This window comes from Burkholderia sp. MSMB617WGS, assembly GCF_001532025.2.
In the GTDB taxonomy this organism is placed as follows: domain Bacteria; phylum Pseudomonadota; class Gammaproteobacteria; order Burkholderiales; family Burkholderiaceae; genus Burkholderia; species Burkholderia savannae.
Genome location: NZ_CP013457.1, coordinates 1,294,975 through 1,314,989, shown reverse-complemented (window position 1 = coordinate 1,314,989; position 20,015 = coordinate 1,294,975). Strand labels below are relative to the sequence as shown.

Annotated in this window: 20 protein-coding genes and 2 pseudogenes; 12 read left to right on the top strand and 10 right to left on the bottom strand. The window is 69.2% G+C overall.

Annotation, left to right across the window (positions count from 1 at the left end; translation table 11 throughout):
- The first annotated feature begins 206 nt into the window (after positions 1-206).
- Positions 207-740 (top strand): hypothetical protein, encoded by a 534-nt coding sequence (locus WT60_RS35095; protein WP_236860864.1) that lies wholly within the window; start codon positions 207-209, stop codon positions 738-740.
- 63 nt (positions 741-803) lie between these two features.
- Positions 804-1,505 (top strand): hypothetical protein, encoded by a 702-nt coding sequence (locus WT60_RS34360; RefSeq protein ID WP_157131146.1) that lies wholly within the window; start codon positions 804-806, stop codon positions 1,503-1,505.
- A gap of 439 nt (positions 1,506-1,944) precedes the next feature.
- Here the strand turns inward: WT60_RS34360 and WT60_RS35090 are convergent.
- Positions 1,945-2,216: pseudogene (locus tag WT60_RS35090) on the bottom strand (hypothetical protein); the annotation flags it as partial.
- Between the two features lie 180 nt (positions 2,217-2,396).
- Here WT60_RS35090 and WT60_RS06540 point away from each other — a divergent pair.
- Positions 2,397-4,017, top strand: a pseudogene (locus WT60_RS06540) (sigma-54 dependent transcriptional regulator); the annotation flags it as partial.
- A gap of 220 nt (positions 4,018-4,237) precedes the next feature.
- The gene (locus WT60_RS06530) at positions 4,238-4,741 is read left to right on the top strand and encodes a dihydrofolate reductase (protein WP_038745536.1); all 504 of its coding nucleotides are present in this window, start codon (positions 4,238-4,240) and stop codon (positions 4,739-4,741) included.
- 123 nt (positions 4,742-4,864) lie between these two features.
- Here the strand turns inward: WT60_RS06530 and pmbA are convergent, their stop codons facing one another.
- A complete protein-coding gene (gene pmbA, locus WT60_RS06525; RefSeq protein ID WP_060356875.1) occupies positions 4,865-6,235 on the bottom strand; it encodes a metalloprotease PmbA in 1,371 nt (456 codons plus the stop codon).
- A 157-nt stretch (positions 6,236-6,392) separates the two neighbouring features.
- Between pmbA and yjgA the strand changes: the two genes are divergently transcribed.
- Together yjgA and mog are read left to right on the top strand one after the other, a co-directional pair.
- Complete coding sequence (yjgA, locus tag WT60_RS06515; RefSeq protein WP_272482581.1) at positions 6,393-7,004, top strand: ribosome biogenesis factor YjgA; 612 nt, start codon at positions 6,393-6,395, stop codon at positions 7,002-7,004.
- Positions 6,982-7,605: a molybdopterin adenylyltransferase gene (gene mog, locus WT60_RS06510; protein WP_082759536.1), complete on the top strand. Its 624-nt coding sequence runs from the start codon at positions 6,982-6,984 to the stop codon at positions 7,603-7,605. Before yjgA ends, mog begins: the two co-directional genes overlap by 23 nt.
- A 326-nt stretch (positions 7,606-7,931) precedes the next feature.
- Here the strand turns inward: mog and orn are convergent, their stop codons facing one another.
- Positions 7,932-8,537, bottom strand: coding sequence for an oligoribonuclease (orn, locus tag WT60_RS06505; protein ID WP_038745542.1), 606 nt, complete (start codon positions 8,535-8,537; stop codon positions 7,932-7,934).
- A gap of 117 nt (positions 8,538-8,654) precedes the next feature.
- On the opposite strand from orn, the gene WT60_RS06500 reads away from it, so the two are divergent.
- From WT60_RS06500 to WT60_RS06490, 3 genes are all read left to right on the top strand, one after another.
- Positions 8,655-9,914 carry a M48 family metallopeptidase gene (locus WT60_RS06500; RefSeq protein WP_060356873.1) on the top strand — a complete coding sequence of 420 codons (1,260 nt, stop codon included), beginning with the start codon at positions 8,655-8,657 and terminating at the stop codon, positions 9,912-9,914.
- Positions 9,911-10,855, top strand: a complete 945-nt coding sequence (gene rsgA, locus WT60_RS06495) for a ribosome small subunit-dependent GTPase A (RefSeq protein ID WP_038745546.1) — start codon at positions 9,911-9,913, stop codon at positions 10,853-10,855. Before WT60_RS06500 ends, rsgA begins: the two co-directional genes overlap by 4 nt.
- A 61-nt stretch (positions 10,856-10,916) precedes the next feature.
- Positions 10,917-11,234, top strand: coding sequence for a DUF2007 domain-containing protein (locus tag WT60_RS06490; RefSeq protein WP_038745548.1), 318 nt, complete (start codon positions 10,917-10,919; stop codon positions 11,232-11,234).
- 157 nt (positions 11,235-11,391) lie between these two features.
- Here WT60_RS06490 and WT60_RS06485 read toward each other — a convergent pair whose 3' ends face one another.
- Positions 11,392-12,330, bottom strand: coding sequence for a CobD/CbiB family protein (locus tag WT60_RS06485; RefSeq protein WP_038745550.1), 939 nt, complete (start codon positions 12,328-12,330; stop codon positions 11,392-11,394).
- 100 nt (positions 12,331-12,430) lie between these two features.
- Entirely contained in the window at positions 12,431-13,114 is a 684-nt protein-coding gene (locus tag WT60_RS06480) for a CoA pyrophosphatase (protein WP_060356872.1), read from the bottom strand.
- Between the two features lie 567 nt (positions 13,115-13,681).
- On the opposite strand from WT60_RS06480, the gene WT60_RS06475 reads away from it, so the two are divergent.
- Positions 13,682-14,275 carry a GNAT family N-acetyltransferase gene (locus WT60_RS06475; protein ID WP_038745554.1) on the top strand — a complete coding sequence of 198 codons (594 nt, stop codon included), beginning with the start codon at positions 13,682-13,684 and terminating at the stop codon, positions 14,273-14,275.
- Positions 14,276-14,555: 280 nt separating this feature from the next.
- On the opposite strand, the gene rplS is transcribed toward WT60_RS06475, so the two are convergent.
- The 4 genes from rplS to rpsP all read right to left on the bottom strand — a co-directional run bounded on the left by rplS (position 14,556) and on the right by rpsP (position 16,866).
- Positions 14,556-14,945: a 50S ribosomal protein L19 gene (gene rplS / locus WT60_RS06465; protein WP_038745556.1), complete on the bottom strand. Its 390-nt coding sequence runs from the start codon at positions 14,943-14,945 to the stop codon at positions 14,556-14,558.
- Positions 14,946-15,083: 138 nt separating this feature from the next.
- Positions 15,084-15,878: a tRNA (guanosine(37)-N1)-methyltransferase TrmD gene (gene trmD, locus WT60_RS06460; RefSeq protein WP_059584570.1), complete on the bottom strand. Its 795-nt coding sequence runs from the start codon at positions 15,876-15,878 to the stop codon at positions 15,084-15,086.
- A 1-nt stretch (position 15,879) separates the two neighbouring features.
- Positions 15,880-16,569: a ribosome maturation factor RimM gene (rimM, locus tag WT60_RS06455; RefSeq protein WP_038745560.1), complete on the bottom strand. Its 690-nt coding sequence runs from the start codon at positions 16,567-16,569 to the stop codon at positions 15,880-15,882.
- 42 nt (positions 16,570-16,611) lie between these two features.
- A complete protein-coding gene (gene rpsP / locus WT60_RS06450) occupies positions 16,612-16,866 on the bottom strand; it encodes a 30S ribosomal protein S16 (protein WP_004189402.1) in 255 nt (84 codons plus the stop codon).
- Positions 16,867-17,031: 165 nt separating this feature from the next.
- Here rpsP and WT60_RS06445 point away from each other — a divergent pair, with 165 nt between their 5' ends.
- Complete coding sequence (locus tag WT60_RS06445; RefSeq protein ID WP_059584568.1) at positions 17,032-18,201, top strand: sorbosone dehydrogenase family protein; 1,170 nt, start codon at positions 17,032-17,034, stop codon at positions 18,199-18,201.
- Positions 18,202-18,309: 108 nt separating this feature from the next.
- A complete protein-coding gene (locus WT60_RS06440; RefSeq protein WP_038745564.1) occupies positions 18,310-18,777 on the top strand; it encodes a TM2 domain-containing protein in 468 nt (155 codons plus the stop codon).
- 54 nt (positions 18,778-18,831) lie between these two features.
- Here the strand turns inward: WT60_RS06440 and WT60_RS06435 are convergent, their stop codons facing one another.
- Positions 18,832-19,992, bottom strand: coding sequence for a PA0069 family radical SAM protein (locus WT60_RS06435; RefSeq protein ID WP_038745566.1), 1,161 nt, complete (start codon positions 19,990-19,992; stop codon positions 18,832-18,834).
- Between the last annotated feature and the right edge of the window lie 23 nt (positions 19,993-20,015).

Here is a 20,015-nt window from a genome sequence, read left to right as displayed (position 1 = left end):
GTCACGGCCGCCCGTTTCTCGACTCTATGTTGTTTCAGCGTACTGACAAGCGTGCGACAAAGCAAATGAATTAAATCAACTCTTTTCAGCATGGACTGCATTAAAACGGCATTGCATTCTTCTGCTTAAACTCCGAAAGACTGTGTTTATCAATTCGCTTAATTCGTTGCACGCTTGAATAGAAGATTAGATTAGCCCGTCAATTTTTGAATCAGCGGTATTCCCAAGTGCCCGTTTCAGACCTGAAACGTTTTGCGCGCGATCGAGCGCGCCCCGATTCGTCCGCGCATTCGCGCAGCCCGCCCGGTCAACGGATTGCGCGCGATGGCATGCATTTCGCTGGATCACCGGCAAACCGGAGAGACGCCATGCGAATTGCGGCCTGTCTTGCCTATCGACCTCATTGCACCGCCACTGTGCTCGCCGCGTGGTTTGCCGTGTTGTCGCCTTTTGTCGCAGCCGCGCACGAAAACGAAACAAATCGAATCACCGATGCGCAGCCCGTGCATGTCGCGTCGGCCGAATGGACCGAACGCATCGCGCGCGTCGACGCCGGCGCGTTCGCGCGACCGCGCGAGCGCACGGCGACACCGGTTCCCGTCGCGACGCCGGCACCGCTCGTCGGCGGCGGCGCAGCCGTGACGCTATGGGACGAGATCGGCCCGCCGACGCCGCTGCCCGTGCCGGCCGACGCACAGCGCACGGTCAGCAGCGACGGCACGCGCGATACGAGGCAATGACGCATTCGAATGCAAAGGGCGAGCCCGCCGCGACAAAACAACGCAACGCGAACAGGAGACGAGATGACCGCAATGCCCGACGCTTCGCACCCGTCGTCGCGCCGCACGCTGTCCGCCGTGCGGATCGGTTTCAGCGACGCGAACGTGCGCGCCGAGCCGATGGGCGCGGTTCCGCGCGGCGCGGCGCGCGAGCACGCGGTCGAATCGCGCGCGGCGAATCGCCGACGCGCGTCGCGCATTCGCGACGATCGCGACCGTCTCGGCGCGCCGGCCGTGCATGCCTGCATGCGGCGCGCGAACGCGGCCGCCGCGCGCCGCACGCGCGTTTGGCCTCACTCCGATTCGAAGCATTCGCACATTTCCATCCGGCTCGCTCGGCTTCGCGCATCGCATGCGCCGACGAGCGCCGGATGCATCGCATTGTCGAACCCGTCAGGTTCGCCGCCCGCGCTTCGTCGCGCGGGCGCCGCAGGCCTTCAGCGCCGCAGCGTCACGATCCTCACGCTGAGCGCGGAAGTGGAGACCGCCCCGGATAGCGCGCTATCCGAGGCGGCCTCGAAACACGGAAATCTGGGACAGCCGTCGGGGGGGCATGACATGCAGCGTGCATTGCGCCACGGCGACGCGCTCGCACATCTCATCGGAATCGTCCAGGTCGTCCAGATAGCCGAAGCCGTTCATGCAACGGCAAACGTTTTGGTGCTCCGTCCCCCGGCGGGCACTCTTTTTGACAACGGAATTCCTAGACGTCGGAGCGCAGGATGACGACGCGCCCACGCTTTGCAGCGGCGAAGCCTGCAACGGCCGCCGGTTTCGCGCCCGCCTCGGCGCTTCGCCCGACTTCAGACAACGCACGCGGCGTCGCGCCGCGCAACGCCGTGCCGCGCGGATGCGCGCGCGTCGATCGCGCCGACGCCGCCGCGACAAGCGGGCGCGATCAGCGGATCGCAATGACATCGAGCGTGGCCCGCGACGCGCGCCGCCGACGCGATTCGCATCGGGCCGCGTGCGCATCGGCGCTTGTGCGCGCACCGGCCGCGACATGCATGCCGCGGCGGTCGCGCCGGACGCACGACGCCGGCAACGCCGGCAACGCCGGCGACACTGACGACGCCGGCGACGCGGCGGCGCGTCGCGCCGGCGCACACGTTTTTCCGGCGCGGCGAGCGAACCGGCTCGCCGCGTCGAGCACACGTCGCGGCGCGGCGCGTGCGATCGGCATCATCGAATCGAAGACCGCCGGCAATGCCGGCGACAGGCAAGACAACCATTCGTCGTCGCCGCGCTGACGCGCAGCCGTCGACGGCTCTTACCGGGGAGCGTGCGTCGCGCCGCCGAACATGCGGCGCGTCGCGCAACGGGGGGACCGACATGGCCGGGGAAACCGCGCCGACGCTCGTTCGGCCAGCCGCCGCATTCGCGCGCCGCGCGCCGTGCGCGCGCGTCCTCGATCGCGGCGTCGCCGCTCGGCCGGACACGGTCGGCGGCGGCGCCGCGCGGCCGCGTCGTCCGACTTCACGCACCCGGCACGCGCGCGCCGTCCGTGCATCGCGCGACGCGCGTCGCGCGCATCGCCGCGCTTCCGACCTGAACGAATGCTCGACGAATACGCATGCGCCGCGCCCGAGCCGAGCCGAGCCGAGCGCCGGCCAAACGGCGTCGCCCCCTTCGCCGCTCGCCCGCCTCGATCGCGGCGCCGGCGCGCTCGCCGCGACGCATGCGGCGAACGCGACGCCCGCACCGGACATCGCGCGCCGCTCTCGGCGCGCACATCCGCGACACGTTCTGAACAACATCCATGCAGAGGTGCATCGTGCAAGACTCCCGCTCCTCCTCCGGTTGCACGCCGCCCGGTCACGCCGCGCATCCGTGCGTCCCGCCGGCCGACACGGCCGCGCGCCAGCTCGTCTACCTGTCGCGCACGCCCGACACGGTGCTCGTCGAGCATCTGCGCGCGCGACACTGGAACGTGCACGTCGCACGCTCGGCGAACGAAGCGGCGCGGCGCGTGAAGCCGGACGAGCCGCAGGCGGGAATCGCCGATCTCGACGGCTTCGCGCCGCGCGAGCTGCCGACGCTCGAATCGGTGCTGCGACAACAGCAAGTCGGCTGGATCGCGCTCGCGGGCGACACCCGCCTCAACGATCCCGACGTGCGCCGGCTGATTCGCCAATACTGCTTCGACTACATGCAGGGCCCGCCGCCGCACGAGACGATCGATTACCTCGTCGGCCATGCATACGGCATGGTCGCGCTGTGCGACCTCGATATCGCGGCGGGCGCCGCGCAGGCGACGGGCGACGAGATGGTCGGCGCGTGCGACGCGATGCAACAGCTGTTCCGGATGATCCGCAAGGTCGCCGCCACCGACGCGACCGTGTTCATCTCCGGCGAATCCGGCACCGGCAAGGAGCTGACCGCGCTCGCGATCCACGAGCGCTCGGAACACCGCAAGGCGCCGTTCGTCGCGATCAACTGCGGCGCGATTCCGAATCACCTGCTGCAGTCGGAACTGTTCGGCTACGAGCGCGGTGCGTTCACGGGCGCGAGCCAGCGCAAGATCGGCCGCGTCGAGGCGGCCGACGGCGGCACGCTGTTCCTCGACGAGATCGGCGACATGCCGCTCGAAAGCCAGGCGAGCATGCTGCGCTTCCTTCAGGAAGGCAGGATCGAGCGCCTCGGCGGGCACGATTCGATTCCCGTCGACGTGCGGATCATCTCGGCGACGCACGTCGATCTCGAGGCGGCGATGCGCAACGGCCGCTTTCGCGAGGACCTGTATCACCGGCTATGCGTGCTGAAGCTCGAAGAGCCGCCGTTGCGCGCGCGCGGCAAGGACATCGAGATCCTCGCGCATCACATCCTGCATCGCTTCAGAAGCGACGGCGCGCGCAGGATTCACGGCTTCACGTCGTGCGCGGTCGAGGCGATGTACAACTACCAGTGGCCCGGCAACGTGCGCGAGTTGATCAACCGAATCCGGCGCGCGATCGTGATGTCCGACAGCCGCCAGTTGTCGGCCGCCGATCTCGATCTCGCGCCGTTCGCGACGCGCCAGGCGACGACGCTCGCCGAGGCGCGCGAGCGCGCCGAGCGCCGCACGATCGAGGCGTCGCTGCTGCGGCATCGCAACCGCCTGACCGAGGCGGCGGCGGAGCTCGGCGTGTCGCGCGCGACGCTGTATCGGCTGATGGTGTCGCACGGCCTGCGCGACTTGTCGTGGGGAACGCATCGACCGGGCGCGAGCGCCCCGGACGACGAGGCCGACCACGCGTGACGCGCGCGCGGCATGCGGCGCGCGGAACGCGGAACGCGGAACGCGAAGCGTCCGCCGCCGGGCACGCCGCGACGCGAATCACGCACCCATCGCCTTTCGAGCCGGCGCGACGCGCGAACGCCGCCCGTGCGGCGGCGCCGAACGAAGCCGAAGCGCCGCGCGGCGGCCGACGCGCGATCCGGTAGAATCGTGCCCTTCCGGCATCTCTACTGTTCCCGTCATGACGACGCTGACCCTGATCGTCGCACGCGCCCGCAACGGCGTGATCGGCCGCGACAACCAACTTCCGTGGAAACTCCCCGAGGATCTCGCGTTCTTCAAGCGCACGACGATGGGCGCGCCGATCGTCATGGGCCGCAAGACGCACGAGTCGATCGGCCGGCCGCTGCCCGGCCGCCGCAACATCGTCGTCACGCGCGACGCCGCGCGTCGCTTCGACGGCTGCGACACGGTCACGTCGCTCGGCGACGCGCTCGCGCTCGCCGAGCGCGACGGCGCGGCCGAGGCGTTCCTGATCGGCGGCGCGCAGCTTTACGCGGAGGGCCTGCGCCACGCGGACAAGCTGATCGTCACCGAGATCGACGAGGACTTCGAAGGCGACGCGTCGTTCCCCGCGCCCGATCCCGCGCATTGGGAAGAGGTGTCGCGCGATGCGCATCGCGCGGCGCAGCCGAACGAATTCGCGTACGCGTTCGTCGTCTACCGTCGCAGGCGCGCCGGCTGACGAACGCCGGACGGCGCATGATCCCGCGCCCGCCTGCCCGACGGCATAACGTCCGACGACAAAAAAAGCGCCGCTTCCCGCGGCGCTTCTTGTTTTTGCGTGCGATCGAACCGATCGCGGCGCTCACTGCCCGGCGATCGTCATCTGTTCGATCAGCACCGAGCCCGTTTCCTTCGTGCCGCGCACGATCGAATCCGCGCCGATCGCGACGATGTGGCGGAACATCTCCTGCAGCGTGCTCGCAACCGTGATTTCCTCGACCGGATACTGGATCACGCCGTTCTCGACCCAGAAGCCCGCCGCGCCGCGCGAATAGTCGCCCGTCACATAGTTGACGCCCTGCCCCATCAGTTCGGTCAGCAGCAGGCCCGTGCCGAGCTTCTTGAGCATCGCGTCGAAATCGTCGGCCGGCTTCGTCTGCGCGCTCCTCAGCGCGATGTTGTGCGAGCCGCCCGCGTTGCCCGTCGTCTGCGTGCCGAGCTTGCGCGCCGAATACGTCGACAGGAAATAGCCCTCGACCACGCCGTCCTTCACGACGCTGCGCGCGCGCGTGCGCACGCCTTCCTCGTCGAACGGCGCGCTGCCCATCGCGCGCGGCACGTGCGGGTCCTCGACGATCTGCACGTGCGGCGCGAACACTTCCTTGCCGAGGCTGTCGACGAGGAACGACGTCTTCCGATACAGCGCGCCGCCGCTCACCGCCTGCACGAACGCGCCGAGCAGGCCCGCCGCGAGCGGCGCCTCGAACAGCACGGGCACCTTGCGCGTGTCGAGCCGGCGCGCGCCCATCCGCGCGAGCGCACGCTCGGCCGCATAGCGGCCGACCGACTCGGGCGACGCGAGCTCGTCCGCGCGGCGCTTCGACGTGTACCAGTCGTCGCGCTGCATGTGGCGGCCGCTGCCCGCGATCGGCGCGCACGCGACGTAGTGGCGCGAGTACGGATAGCCGGCGAGGAAGCCGCGCGTCGTCGCGAGCACGAACTGCGAGTGCTGCGCGGACACGCTCGCGCCTTCCGAATTGCGGATCTGCGGGCTGACCGCGAAAGCGGCGTCCTCCGCGCGGCGCGCGATGTCGACCGCTTCGTCGGCCGAGATGCGCCACGGATGGTAGAGGTCGAGATCGCGCGGATCGGTTTCGAGCAGCTCGGCTTCGGCGAGCCCGGCCGCGTCGTCCTCGGCCGTGAAGCGCGCGATGTTGTACGCGGCCGCGACCGTGTCCTTCAGCGCGGCGGGCGAGAAATCGGACGTGCTCGCGTTGCCGCGCTTCTTGCCGATGAAGACGGTCACGCCGACCGTCTTGTCGCGGTTGTGCTCGATCGTCTCGACTTCGCCGCGCCGCACCGACACCGACAGGCCGTCGCCTTCGGAGATCTCGGTCGCGGCGTCGGTCGCGCCGAGCGCCTTCGCGTGCCGGAGGATGTCCGTCGCGATTTCTTTCAGTTCGTCCTGCGTGTGCGGGAAATAGTGCGCCTGGGCGTCGAGGTTTGCAGCCATCGTCGTGATATCCGGTGGCGGGCGGGTCGCCCGCGTGTTTCGAAATGTGCGTATCCCGCGATCATAGCAAGGTCCGGCGCCGGCGACGCGAGTCGGCGAACGCAGCGCGCTGCGGCGATGCGCGGCGTGCGGTGCGCGCCGCGATACAATGCCGCCCATGACACGCAAAACCCGCATCCAACCGATCGAGCACGCCGGCGAGGACGCCGACCACGGCTACGATCGCCCGAGCAAATCCCAACTGAAGCGCGACATGCACGCGCTGCAGGAACTGGGCTCCGCCCTCGTCGAGCTGCCGAAGGACGCGCTAAAGCGCATGCCGATGCCGGAAGATCTCGCCGACGCCGTGCGCGAGGCGCGCCGCATCACCGATCACGAGGGCAAGCGCCGCCAGGTTCAGTACGTCGGGCGCGTGATGCGCTCGCTCACCGCCGACGAGACGGCCGCGCTGCGCACGGCGCTCGACACGCAGCGCGGCGTGAACAAGGCCGAGACGGCGCGCCTGCACTGGATCGAACGCACCCGCGAGCAACTGCTCGCGAGCGACGACGCGCTGACCGCGTTCATCCGCGAGCATCCGGCCGCCGACGTGCAGGAAGGCCGCACGCTGATCCGCAACGCGCGCAAGGAAGTGCAGCAAGGCAGGCCGCCGCGCTACTTCCGCGAGCTGTTCCAGTGGATCAAGACGGCGAGCGGCTCGGCGGGCGACGCGCACGACTCGCCCGAGCACTCATCCCCTTCCGACGATGAAGACGACGACCAAGCGTAACCATCCCGACGAACTCGTGATCGGCCTCGTGTCGATCAGCGACCGCGCGAGCAGCGGCGTCTACGAGGACAAGGGCATCCCGGCGCTCGCCGAGTGGCTCGCGGCCGCGCTCGCGTCGCCGTGGCGCGCCGAAACGCGGCTCATCCAGGACGACGCGCCGACGATCTCGGCGACGCTCATCGAGCTCGTCGACACGCTCGGCTGCGACCTCGTGCTGACGACGGGCGGCACGGGCCCGGCGCGCCGCGACGTGACGCCCGAGGCGACGCTCGCGGTCGCGACGAAGGAGATGCCGGGCTTCGGCGAGCAGATGCGGCAGATCAGCCTGAATTTCGTGCCGACCGCGATCCTGTCGCGGCAGGTCGCGGTGATCCGCGAGACCGCGGACCACGCGGCGCTGATCGTGAACCTGCCCGGCCAGCCGAAGTCGATCAAGGAAACGCTCGAAGGGCTGCGCGGCGACGACGGCAAGGTCGCGGTGCCGGGTATTTTCGCTGCGGTGCCGTATTGCATCGACCTGATCGGCGGCCCTTACGCGCAGACGAATCCGGCCGTATGCGCGGCGTTCCGGCCGAAGAGCGCGGTGCGCGCGCCGAAGTGACGGCGGCCGTTGGCGGCGTGGCCGCGCAGCTCGCCAAGGCAGCCGATTCCGTGATAGGCGCCTCCGCGGCAGACAGCCTTCCGGAAGACGCCCCCGCCGCGGGCGGTCGAGGCACATTCGACGCACGCGGGCCGCGAGGCCCGTCCGACGTGCCGGCCGCGCACACGGCGGCCTTCGTGGAGCACGCGGCGCGGCGCTACGCGGCGACATGCGGCGCGGGCGCCGCGCCGTACGCCGGCTGCGGGCCGCTCGGCGCGGCGCGCGAGCGCGCCGGCACGCGCCGCGCACGGGCACCGCGCCGGATCGCGCGCGCCGCCCCGCTCCGCTTAAGCGGTCTCGCCCGCCGGCGCGGCCGGGATCAGGAAGTGCTCGCGATAGTACTTGAGCTCGTCGATCGACTCGTGGATGTCGGCGAGCGCGGTATGCATCGCGCGCTTCTGGAAGCCCTTGTAGATCGCGGGCTGCCAGCGCCGACACAGCTCCTTGAGCGTGCTGACGTCGAGATTGCGGTAATGAAAGAAACGCTCGAGCTCCGGCATCCAGCGCGCCATGAAACGGCGGTCCTGGCAGATCGAGTTGCCGCACATCGGCGACTTGCCGGGCGGCACGTGCTGGCCGAGGAACGCCTCGATCTGCGCGGCGGCGTCCGCCTCCGTGACACGCGACGCCCGCACGCGGTCGATGAGGCCGGAGCGGCCGTGTGTGTTCTTGTTCCAGTCGTCCATCTTCGCGAGCGTCTCGTCGCTCTGATGGATCGCGAGCACCGGCCCTTCGAGCGCGACGTCGAGGGTCGAATTGGTGACGACGACGGCGATCTCGATGATGCGGTCGGTGTCCGGGTTCAGGCCCGTCATTTCCATGTCGAGCCACACGAGGTTCAATTCGTTGCGAACGAGCGCGGGCTGGCCGGCCGCGGCGGAGATATCGGTCATGTGCAATCCTGGGAAATGGGCGGACGGCGCGCGCGCCGCCGGGCGGGCCGGCAAACGACGAGCGGGCCGGGTCCGCAAGAACATATAATTCTCGCATAGATACCACCAGCGCCTTCGATGTCCGCCTATACCTTCACCCTGCTCTTCGCCGTCGCGGTCGTCGCGATGACGGGCACCAAGCTGTGGCTCGCGTCGCGGCAGATCCGCTTCGTCGCCTCGCATCGCGCCCGCGTGCCCGCGCAATTCCGCGAAACGATCCCGCTTTCCGCGCATCAGCGCGCCGCCGACTACACGATCGAGCGCACCCGGCTCACGATGTTCGAGATCGTCGTGGGCTCGGCCGTACTCGTCGGCCTCACGCTCCTCGGCGGCGTCGGCGCGCTCGATTCGCTGCTCTCCGGCTGGCTCGGGCGCGGCTACGGCCAGCAGGTCGCGCTCGTCGCCGCGGTGCTCGTGATCTCGGGCGCGGTCGACCTGCCGTTCGAGTACTACCGCCAGTTCGGCATCGAAGAGCGCTTCGGCTTCAACCGGATGACCAAGCGCCTGTTCTTCGCCGATCTCGCGAAGAACGCGCTTCTCGGCGCGGCGCTCGGGCTGCCGCTCCTCTTCGTCGTGCTGTGGCTGATGAACCAGGCGGGCGCGCTCTGGTGGCTGTGGACGTGGGCGGTGTGGGTCGGCTTCCAGATGCTCGTCCTCGTGCTCTACCCGAGCTTCATCGCGCCGCTCTTCAACAAGTTCGAGCCGCTGTCCGACGACGCGCTGCGCACGCGCATCGAAGGGCTGATGAAGCGCTGCGGCTTCGCGGCGAAGGGCCTCTTCGTGATGGACGGCAGCCGCCGCTCCGCGCACGGCAACGCGTACTTCACGGGTTTCGGCGCGTCGAAGCGGATCGTGTTCTTCGATACTTTGCTCGCCCGCCTGACGGGCAACGAGATCGAAGCGGTGCTCGCGCACGAGCTCGGCCATTTCAAACGCCGCCACGTGATGAAGCGCATGCTCTGGACGTTCGCGCTCAGCCTCGCGCTCCTCGCGCTGCTCGGCTGGCTCGCGCAGCGCGCGTGGTTCTACACGGGCCTCGGCGTGATGCCGTCGCTCGCCGGCAACAACGCGGGCGTCGCGCTCGTGCTGTTCTTCCTGTCGATGCCGGTGTTCCTGTTCTTCGTCACGCCGCTCGGCAGCCTGAGCTCGCGCAAGCACGAGTTCGAAGCCGACGCGTTCGCCGCGAGCCAGACCGACGCGCGCGACCTCGTCAACGCGCTCGTGAAGCTCTACGAAGACAATGCGTCGACGCTCACGCCCGACCCCGTCTACACCGCGTTCTATTACTCGCACCCGCCCGCGTCGCAACGGATCGACCGGCTGCTCCAGCACTCATGAAGCACGCGCCGACCAAGCAGCCGGCCAAGGCCGCCGCGCGCGGCGGCGAGCGCGTCGAAGGGCGCGTGATCGCCGCGCACGGCCGCCACTACATCGTCGCGCCCGCCGACGGCGGCCCGATGCTGCAGTGCTTTCCGCGCGGCAAGAAAAGCGACGTCGCGGTCGGCGACCGCGTCGTCTACGAACGGACGTCGGCCGATCAGGGCGTGATCGTCGAGATCGGCGAGCGGCGCAACCTGCTCTACCGCTCCGACCAGTTCAAGTCCAAGCTCTTCGCGGCGAATCTCGATCAGTTGCTGATCGTGCTCGCGACCGAGCCGTATTTCAGCGAAGACCTGCTCGGCCGCGCGCTGATCGCCGCCGAGGCGAACGCGCTGAAGCCCGTCGTGGTGCTGAACAAGATCGACGTCGAGGCCGCGCTGCCGGCCGCGCGCGAGCGTCTCGCGTCATACCGCGCGCTCGGCTACGACGTGCTCGAGCTGTCGATCAAGGGCGCGCCCGACGACGCGCGCGCGCAGCTCGCGCCGCGTCTCGCCGGCCATTCGACGATCCTGCTCGGCCAGTCGGGGATGGGCAAATCGACGCTCGTGAACCTGCTCGTGCCCGACGCCGAGGCGGCGACGCGCGAGATCTCCGCGGCGCTCAACAGCGGCCGCCACACGACGACGTTCACGCGCCTCTATCCGCTGCCGGAAGGCGGCGCGCTGATCGATTCTCCCGGCTTCCAGGAGTTCGGCCTCTATCATCTGACGGAAGGCCGCCTCGAGCGCGCGTTCCCGGAGTTCCGGCCGCTGTTGCCGCATTGCCGTTTCTATAATTGTCATCATCTGCACGAGCCGGGCTGCGCGATCCTGGAAGCCGTCGCCGGCGGCAGGATCGCGGCCTCGCGCCACGCGCTGTACGCGCAGCTCGTGCACGAGGCGAGCCAGATCGTCCGCTAGCCGGGCGGCCCGGCGGCCCCGCGCCGCCGCCGCCCGTTCGTCACGCACGGAGGAGACGCCGATGCGCTTCAAGGCCCCCGACCTCGCCACCGCCCAGCACTGGGCGAACGTGCTCGACGTCGCAGGCGTCGGCTGCGAGCTGCACAACTGTTACGCCAGCGGCGCGCTCGGCGGCCTGCCGATGGACGCGTGCCTGCCGGAAATCTGGCTCGACGACGAACGCGACGAGGCGCTCGCGCGGCGGCTGATCGAGGCGGCATCGGCCGGGCCGCCCGCCGGCGCGGCGCCGTGGCGCTGCGCGCGCTGCGGCGAGACGCTCGACGCACAGTTCACCGCGTGCTGGCATTGCGGCGCGGGCCGCGACCCGCGCGACGGCTGACCGCACCGCGTGCCGGCTCGCCCCGCAGGCCCGACGCCGCACCAATAACGTGCGCGCCCCGCTCGACACGGCACGAGGCGCAAAAAAGCCGGCTCGAAGCCGGCTTTTTCGTTGGCTGTCGCGGTCGGGGCGAAGCACGCGCAACGCCCCCGCCGCATCACGACACCCAGACGGCGATCGTCAGCATCAACAGAAGCAGCATCCACAGGATCACCGCGCGCCACACGAGGCCGACGGCCGACTGCAGCGTGCGCGGCGTGCAGTCGTCGCCGACCGTCACCGGCCCGTTGTCCCCCGCCGCGAGCGCATCGATGCTCGACTGCTCGGCGAGCGGGCCCGCGAGCCGCGCGCCGAGCGCGCCGCTGCCGGCCGCGAGCAGCACGCCGTCGTTCGAGTCGGGCCACTGGCGCGTGTGATTGCGCCATGCGTAGATCGCATCCTCGAAGTTGCCGACGATCGCGAAGCCGAGCGCCGTCAGGCGCGCCGGCACCCAGTCGATCACGAAGAACGCGCGCTGCGCGAACGTCGAGAACGCCGCGGTGCGGTCGTCCGCCGGCGCCGACCAGCTGCGCGACAGATATTCGGCGATCCGGTACAGCACCGCGCCCGCCGGGCCGACCGGCAGCACGAACCAGAAGAACACGCCGAACACGTGCCGATGCGACGCGACGACCGCGTGGATCAGCGTATGGCGGACGATCTCGCTGACCGGCATGTCGACCGTGTCGATGCCCGTCCACTCGCGCAGGATGTCGCGCGCGCGCGGCACGTCGTCGTTGTTGAGCGCGAGGTGGATGTCGGTGAAGTAATGGCTGAACTGCCGGAAGCCGAGCGTGAAGTACACGACGACGACGTTCCAGAGGAACGCGAGCACGAAGCTCACCTTGTACAGCAGGAAATAGACGAGCCCGACGGCAAGCACCCAGGGCAGCACGACGACGAGCCAGGCGAGCACGCCATGCTTCCTTTTGCCGGCGTCGAAGCCGTGCGCAGCCGATTCCGCATGAGACTGAAACAGCGCGAAGACCGGATTGCTCGGCGACAGCGCGCGGACCTGTTCGATGATGAGGGCAAGGAGAACCGAGAAGAAAGTCATGCGAAGGGCCGTGCCGTTCTGGGTGATTGATTTTTCGCGTAAAGATAGCACAGCGGGCGCGCCGGATGGCTGCGGCGTGCGTCGACTGTGGCGCCGGCCGCTAGGCCGCGAGGAAGCGGTACAGGTTGCGCAGCATGCCGGCCGTCGCGCCCCAGATGAAATACTGGCCGCCGACCGGCCCGCGCGGATACGGCATCGCGAAGAAGCGCCGCTCGCCGCCCTCCCAGCGGAACACCCTCACCTGGTGGTGCGCGGGGTCCATCAGGAAATCGAACGGCACTTCGAAAATCTCGGCAACTTCGAGCGTGTCCGCCTGCACCGTGAACGGCGGATGCACGAGCGCGACGACAGGCGTCACGCAAAAACCCGTGCCCGTCAGATAGTCGGGCAGCGCGCCCAGCAATTCGACGCGCTCGCGCGCGAGCGCGATTTCCTCGCGCGCCTCGCGCAGCGCGGTGGCGTTCGCGTCGCGGTCGTCGGGCTCGCGGCGCCCGCCCGGGAAACTGATCTGGCCGGCGTGGTCGTTCAGGTGGTCCGCGCGCTGCGTGAGCAGCACGGTCAGGCCACGCTCACGCACGACGAGCGGCACGAGCACCGCCGCGCTGCGCGGATCGACGCCGTCGGCGAGCTGCACCTCGACGGGCTCCTGCGTCCATTCGGGCGGCTGCTCGAAACGGCTGCGCAAGCCGGCCGGCGTGAGCAACGGCGGCGGGACGGCCGGCAGACCGGCGCCGGTCGTCTCGATCGGCAGCACTTCGGGGTCGATGATGGGGCGACGGATCAAGGGGACGCTCTTCTCGGAATGGATATGACCATATTGTCGCGCCGGAAAGAAAAAAACGCCCATCGCGGCGGATCGTCGGGCGGCACTGCCGTCGGCAACCGGCAAATCGGCGGCGCGTCCGGCCGGCGCGTGCGCCGATGCGTGGCTCATTATATGGTGCCGCAGCGATGCCGTCCGCGGCGCACCGATCGACGGCATGCAAGTTGGCCCGATTCGCGCTACATCCACGAACCGCCTGACGCGCCCGCGATCGAACGAATATCCGGCACGAACCGGCGCCGCCGTTTGTGCGTCCCGCGGAACCGGCAACTTGCATGCGAGCGCCATCCGCGCGGCCCGGGATTCGGACCGCTCGGGCAACCGTCGTCGCACCCGGGCCTTCGAGAGCCGGGGCGATTCGGCCCCGCGCCGGGCGAACCCGGACGAGCGGAAAACCGGCCCGACAGCCGCTTCGCCCGCCCGGCAACAAGCCCGACCATCGGCAAACCGAGCGCCGACGAACCAGCATGAACCCCGGCGCGCCTCGCTGTCACGCCCCACCCGCCCATATCACGATGACCCCGCGACATGACGAACGCCTACGCACTCCACTCGATTCGCTACAACGACGCGCCCGACGCGCTTCGACGCCAGTTCGCCCTGCTCCACCAACGCGTCGACCCCGACGATGCGTTTGCCCCCGGCGAAACGACTCCGGTGATCCACGATCCTCGCCTCGACGCGATGTCGTTCTACGTATCGACGCCGGCGAACCATGAAGTCGTCGGCTACTCGGCCGTCGTGCGCAAGACGATCTCGCACGCGGGCGAGCGCTTCTCGATCGGCGGGCTCAGCTGGGTGGCGACCGATCCCGCGCACCGGCGCGCGGGCCTCGGCACGCGCACGGTCGCGGCGGCGACGCAGTGGCTGCAAGCGAGCGGCATCGACATCGGCGTGTTCACGTGCGATCCGCCGCTCGCGCGCTTCTATGCGCGCGCCGGGCGCTGGCCGGTCGCCGCGCGCGTGACGCTGATCGGCAGCCGCGCGCAGGGCGCGCTGCGCAGCGACACGCTGAACAAGGTCGTGCTGATGCGGCTCTTTTCCGCGAAGGCGCGGGCCGCCGAAGCGGAACTGAGCCGTGCGACGATCGATCTCGACCTGCCCCTCGGCCAGTTCCTGTGAGCGAGCCACCGCGCGCCGGCCTTGCCGGCGCTCCGCTGGCACGAGCGGCACGCGTGCAGGCCGATGCTCGCCGTTTCAAGGCAGTGCGTCGAGCCGCCGATCGGTTTCACCCGAATGCGCAATCGCGCGACCGCGGTCGAATGCAAAAAGCCGCGGCAGCGCCGCGGCTCTCGACACGCTGCGAAAAAAAAAAAGCCGTGCGGGAGCTTCCCGCACGGCGCTTTTCCGCACCTGACGAAACGCGCGCCGATCGACATCCGGCGCACGTTCCCGAGCGCGCTTACTGTTGCGCAGCAGCGGCGCGATCCTTCGACACCAGCTTTTCCTTGATTCGAGCCGACTTGCCCGAACGCTCGCGCAGGTAGTACAGCTTCGCGCGACGCACGTCGCCGCGACGCTTCACGACGATGCTCGCCAGCAGCGGCGAGTACGTCTGGAACGTACGCTCGACGCCTTCGCCCGACGAGATCTTGCGGACGATGAACGACGAGTTGAGGCCACGGTTGCGCTTCGCGATCACGACGCCTTCGTAAGCCTGAACGCGCTTGCGGTTACCTTCCACCACGTTCACGTTCACGATCACCGTGTCGCCCGGGGCGAATGCGGGGATCGTCTTGCCTGCGAGCGCGCGCTCGATCTCTTCCTGCTCAAGTTTTGCGATCAGATTCATCACTGACTCCTAAAGCCATCTTGTCGGCGTTTGCGCCCGCCTGCACCCAGGCTCGGCCCCGATAGAGGATGGATTCACATCTGGCGCCGCGCACGCATGCACGGCACCGCCATATTCGCGAGCGAAAGCGCCGCCGCCTCAGGAGGCCTGCTTCGCTTCTTTCGCGAGACTTGCAAGCCACGCCTCGTCGGCCCGGCTCAGCAACTTTTCGCGACGCGCCCGCGCGATCAGATCGGGACGCTTCGCAAGGGTGTTTCTCAACGCTTCCTGCCTACGCCAGCGTTCGATCTCGGCATGATGTCCGCCGAGCAGCACGTCCGGCACGCGCACGCCCTCGTATTCCTCGGGGCGCGTGTAATGCGGGCAATCGAGCAGCCCGTCGGCGAAACTGTCCTGCACCGCCGATTGCGCATCGTTCAGCACGCCCGGCAGCAGGCGCACGACGGCGTCCATCAGCGCCATCGCAGGCAACTCGCCGCCCGACAGCACGAAGTCGCCGAGGCTCAGTTCCTCGTCGACGCAACGATCGATCAGGCGCTGGTCGATCGCCTCGTAACGGCCGCACAGCAGCACGACGCCCGGCTCCGCAGCCATCCGCGCGACGCGCTCGTGCGTGAGCGGCGCGCCCTGCGGCGACATCATCACGACACGCGACGTCGCGACGCCCTGCGCCGCCTGCTCGGCCTTAGCCGCGCCGATCGCCGCTTCCAGCGGCTTCGCGAGCATCACCATGCCGGGGCCGCCGCCATACGGGCGATCGTCGACGGTACGGTAATTGTCGGTCGTGAAATCGCGCGGATTCCACGTGCGCAGGCCGAACCGCCCCTGCTTCACCGCGCGGCTCGTGATGCCCCAGTCGGTCAACGCGCGAAACATCTCCGGAAAGAGCGTGACGACGTCGAACTGGATCGCGCTCTGCGTGGCTTCGTCCATTTCAGTAATCGGCTTCCCAGTCGACGACGATGCGCCCCGCCGCCTGCTCGACCGCCTTCACGTACGCGCCGACGAACGGAATCAGCCGCTCGCCGGTTTTCGGCCCGCCATCCTTGCCGGTTGCCGGATATTCGACGCGCATGATCGAATGCACGCCGTTGTCGATCATGTCGGCGACCTTGCCGAGCGCGACGCCCGCCTCGTTGACGACGTCGAGGCCGATCAGATCGACCCAGTAGAACTCGTCGGCGGCGAGCGCCGGGAAATCGCCGCGACGCACGAACACGCGAAAACCGCGCAGCGCGAGCGCCGCATCCCGATCGGCGGAGCCGGCCGGATGCGCGACGATCGCGTCGCCATGCAGCTTCGCCTGCGTGACGCGCGCGGATTTCCGCTCCGCGCCCTTTTGCAGCCACCAGTCGCGCGCGTTGAGGAGCGCGTCGCCGCCTCGCCCCGCACCGGCATGGGCCGCGAGCTTGACCCAGCCCTTGAGGCCGTACGCGTCGACCACCGCGCCGACCTCGACCGCATCGTCCGGCCACGACTGCGCCGCGTCGATGCGAATTGCTTCCGAATCAGCCGCGCCGCCGCTCGCCGCTTTCACGGGCGCGCGCTCGACCGGCTTGCGGACGAATACGCCGAACGACGGCGCTTGTCCGCGCTTTGCGCTACCGGAGTCGTGACCAGCCATCAACGAACCTCGCAGCCGGCACTTCCGGCACGCCGCGCCATGTTAGGCAGCCGGCTGCGCCTTTTGCGCTTGCTTCACGAGACGCTCGACGGTCGGCGACAGTTGCGCGCCAACGCCTTGCCAGTACGTCAGGCGGTCTTGAGCGATGCGCAGCGCTTCGCCCTTCGTCGCGACCGGGTTGTAGAAGCCGACGCGCTCGATGAAACGGCCGTCACGACGGTTGCGCGAATCGGTGGCGACGATGTTGTAGAACGGGCGCTTCTTCGAGCCGCCGCGAGCCAGACGGATGATGACCATATGAATTCCTTCGGGGAAACCGGGTTCGAAAACTACTGAAACGTGCGATTATAGCCCGAAATCGATGGCACAACAAACACTTACCCGGCAAAAAACCCGGCTGCCGCCTCCGGAGGCTTACAATTGCCCCGTCGCGCGCTTCGCGCTCGCCCGCCTTCGTCCGTCATGCGTCCTTCCACCGCCCTGTCGCGCATCGTTTCGTCAGACCTGCCGGCTTTGCTGCGCGCGGCGGCCGCCGCCTGTCTCGTTCTCGCCACAATCGCGGCCACAATCGCGGCCGCCGATGCGTCGGCCGCGCTGCCGATCGACGAACTGCGCGTGCCGCCCGGCTTCCGCGTCCAGGTGCTCGCCGACGACGTGCCCGCCGCGCGCGAAATGGCGTGGTCGCCGCGGGGCATCCTGTACGTCGGCAGCATGGAGGGGCGCGTGCACGCGCTCGTCGTGCGCGACGGCCATGTGCGCGAGCATCACGTGATCGCATCCGGGCTCGAGATGCCGGTCGGCGTCGCGTACCGCGACGGCGCGCTCTACGTGTCGGCCGTATCGCGAATTTTACGCCTCGACCGGATCGACGAGCGGCTCGCCGCGCCGCCGAAGCCCGTCGTGGTCACGAACGCGCTGCCGACCGAACGCCATCACGGCTGGAAATTCATCGCATTCGGGCCCGACGGCAAGCTCTACGTGCCGACGGGCGCGCCGTGCAACATCTGCGTCGCCGACCGCGACCGCTACGCGATGATCGGCCGGATGAATCCCGACGGCAGCGGCTACGAGGTCTATGCGCGCGGCGTGCGCAACACGGTCGGCTTCGCATGGCATCCGGCGACGCACGAGCTCTGGTTCACCGACAACGGCCGGGATCTGATGGGCGACGACCGCCCCGACGACAAGCTGAGCCGTGCGCCGCGCGCGGGCCTCGACTTCGGCTATCCGTTCTGCCACGGCGGCGACGTGCTCGATCCGCAGTTCGGCGGCGGCCACACGTGCGCGAGCTACGTGCCGCCCGTGCTCAAGCTGGGCGCGCATGTCGCCTCGCTCGGCATGCGCTTCTATACGGGCGACATGTTCCCGCCCGACTACCGGGGCAATATCTTCATTGCCGAGCACGGTTCGTGGAACCGCAGCCGCAAGGTCGGCTACCGGGTCATGCGAGTGATCGCCTCGCCCGACGGCCGGTCGGCGCGCCAGGAGGCCTTCGTCCAAGGGTGGCTCCGGCCCGACGAAAGCGTCTGGGGACGCCCCGCCGATGTGCTGCCGCTGCCGGACGGCTCGCTCCTCGTCAGCGACGACTACGCAGGCGCGATCTACCGGATCACCTACGATGCGACGCATTGACGCAACCATCGCGTGACCGTGCCGCGCCCCACATCGTAGAATGCGAGCCGACCGCCGCGCCCCGCCTCGCCGGGGCGTCCACGAAGAAGACCTCTCTGCCTGCCCGACATGTCCAGCAGCACGACCACGCCGCCCCGCTTTCGCTCAAAGACGCTCACCGCACTGCTCGCCTTCCTGTTCGGCTCACTCGGCGCGCACCGTTTCTATCTATACGGCTGGAAAGACCTCGCGGGCTGGGCGCACGTGTTCGCGACGATCGTCGGCGTTCCCGGGTTCCTGCTGCTCGCGGCCTCGGGGCGCAGCGCCGCGCTCGGCTGGTGGCTCGTCATGCCCGGCGCGATTTCACTGCTCGCCGCCTTCCTCGCCGCGCTCGTCTACGGGCTGCGCGCCGACGACAAATGGGACGCGCAATTCAACGCCGCAACGGACCGCCGCAGCCGCTCCGGCTGGGGCGTCGTGTTCGTCGTCATCTTCTCGCTGCTGATCGGCGCGTTCCTGCTGATGACAGGGCTCGCGCTCGCGTTCCAGACGTACTTCGAATCGCAGGTCGAGGCGGCCAAGCAAATTTCGCAATGATGCGTGCGCAGGCGCGGCCGACGCGACACACATACCCCGCGCGCATCACGCGCTCTAGAACAGGCTGAGCTGCGACGCGTCTTTCGCTTGCGCCGCCTTGCCCGGCCGCGCGAGCGGCGTCCGCGGCTTCGACTGCCGCTGCGCACCGAACCGCGAGAAATCGAGAATGCCGCGCGAGCGTTCGTTCAGCCCGCAGCGCTTGACCGCCATCCGGAAGCGCTGCCTGAGCAGATCCGCCCACATGCCGTCCCCCTTCATTCGCCGGCTGAAATCCGAGTCGTAGTCCTTGCCGCCGCGCATGTCCCGCACGCGCGCCATCACGCGCTCCGCGCGATCCGGGAAATGCGCGGCGAGCCATTCGGTGAAGAGCGGCGCGACCTCCCACGGCAGCCGCAGCACGATATAGCTCGCATGCGTCGCGCCAGCGTCCGCGCACGCCTCGAGCACGCGCTCGAGATCGGGCTCGGTGACGAACGGAATCATCGGCGCGACGCTCACGCCGACGGGCACGCCCGCGTCGCGCAGCGCGCGGATCGTCCGCAGCCGGCGCGAAGGCGTCGCGGCGCGAGGCTCGAGCGCCCGCGCGAGCTCGGGATCGAGCGTCGTGATCGTGACGGCCGCCATCACCTGCCGGCGCTCGGCCATCGGCGCGAGCAGATCGAGATCGCGCTCGATCAGCGACGACTTCGTGATCGCGGCAAACGGCTGCCCGTGATCGTGCATCACCTGGATCACCTGCCGCGTGATCGCCAGCTCGCGCTCGACCGGCTGATACGCGTCGGTGTTCACGCCGAGCGCGATCGGCTCGGGCACGTAACGGGGCTTCGCGAACTCGCGCGCGAGCAACTCCGCCGCGTTCACCTTTGCGTAGATCCGGCTCTCGAAATCGAGCCCCGGCGACAGCCCGAGATAGCTGTGCGTCGGCCGCGCGAAGCAGTAGATGCAGCCGTGCTCGCAGCCGCGATACGGGTTCAGCGACACGTTGAACGGGATGTCCGGCGACGCGTTGCGCGTGAGGATCGTCCTCGCGCGCTCCTCGAACACCTGCGTGCGCAACGCGGCGGGCGGCTCGCCGTCGTCGTCGCGCGTCCAGCCGTCGTCGACCGCCTCGCGCTCGACGATCTCGTAGCGCCCCTGCAGGTTGCCCACCGCGCCGCGCCCCTTGCGGGGCGCGGGCGGCGCTACCGGATATTCGACGTCGGATCGATCGTTCATCGTGCCTCTGCTACGCGGCCCGA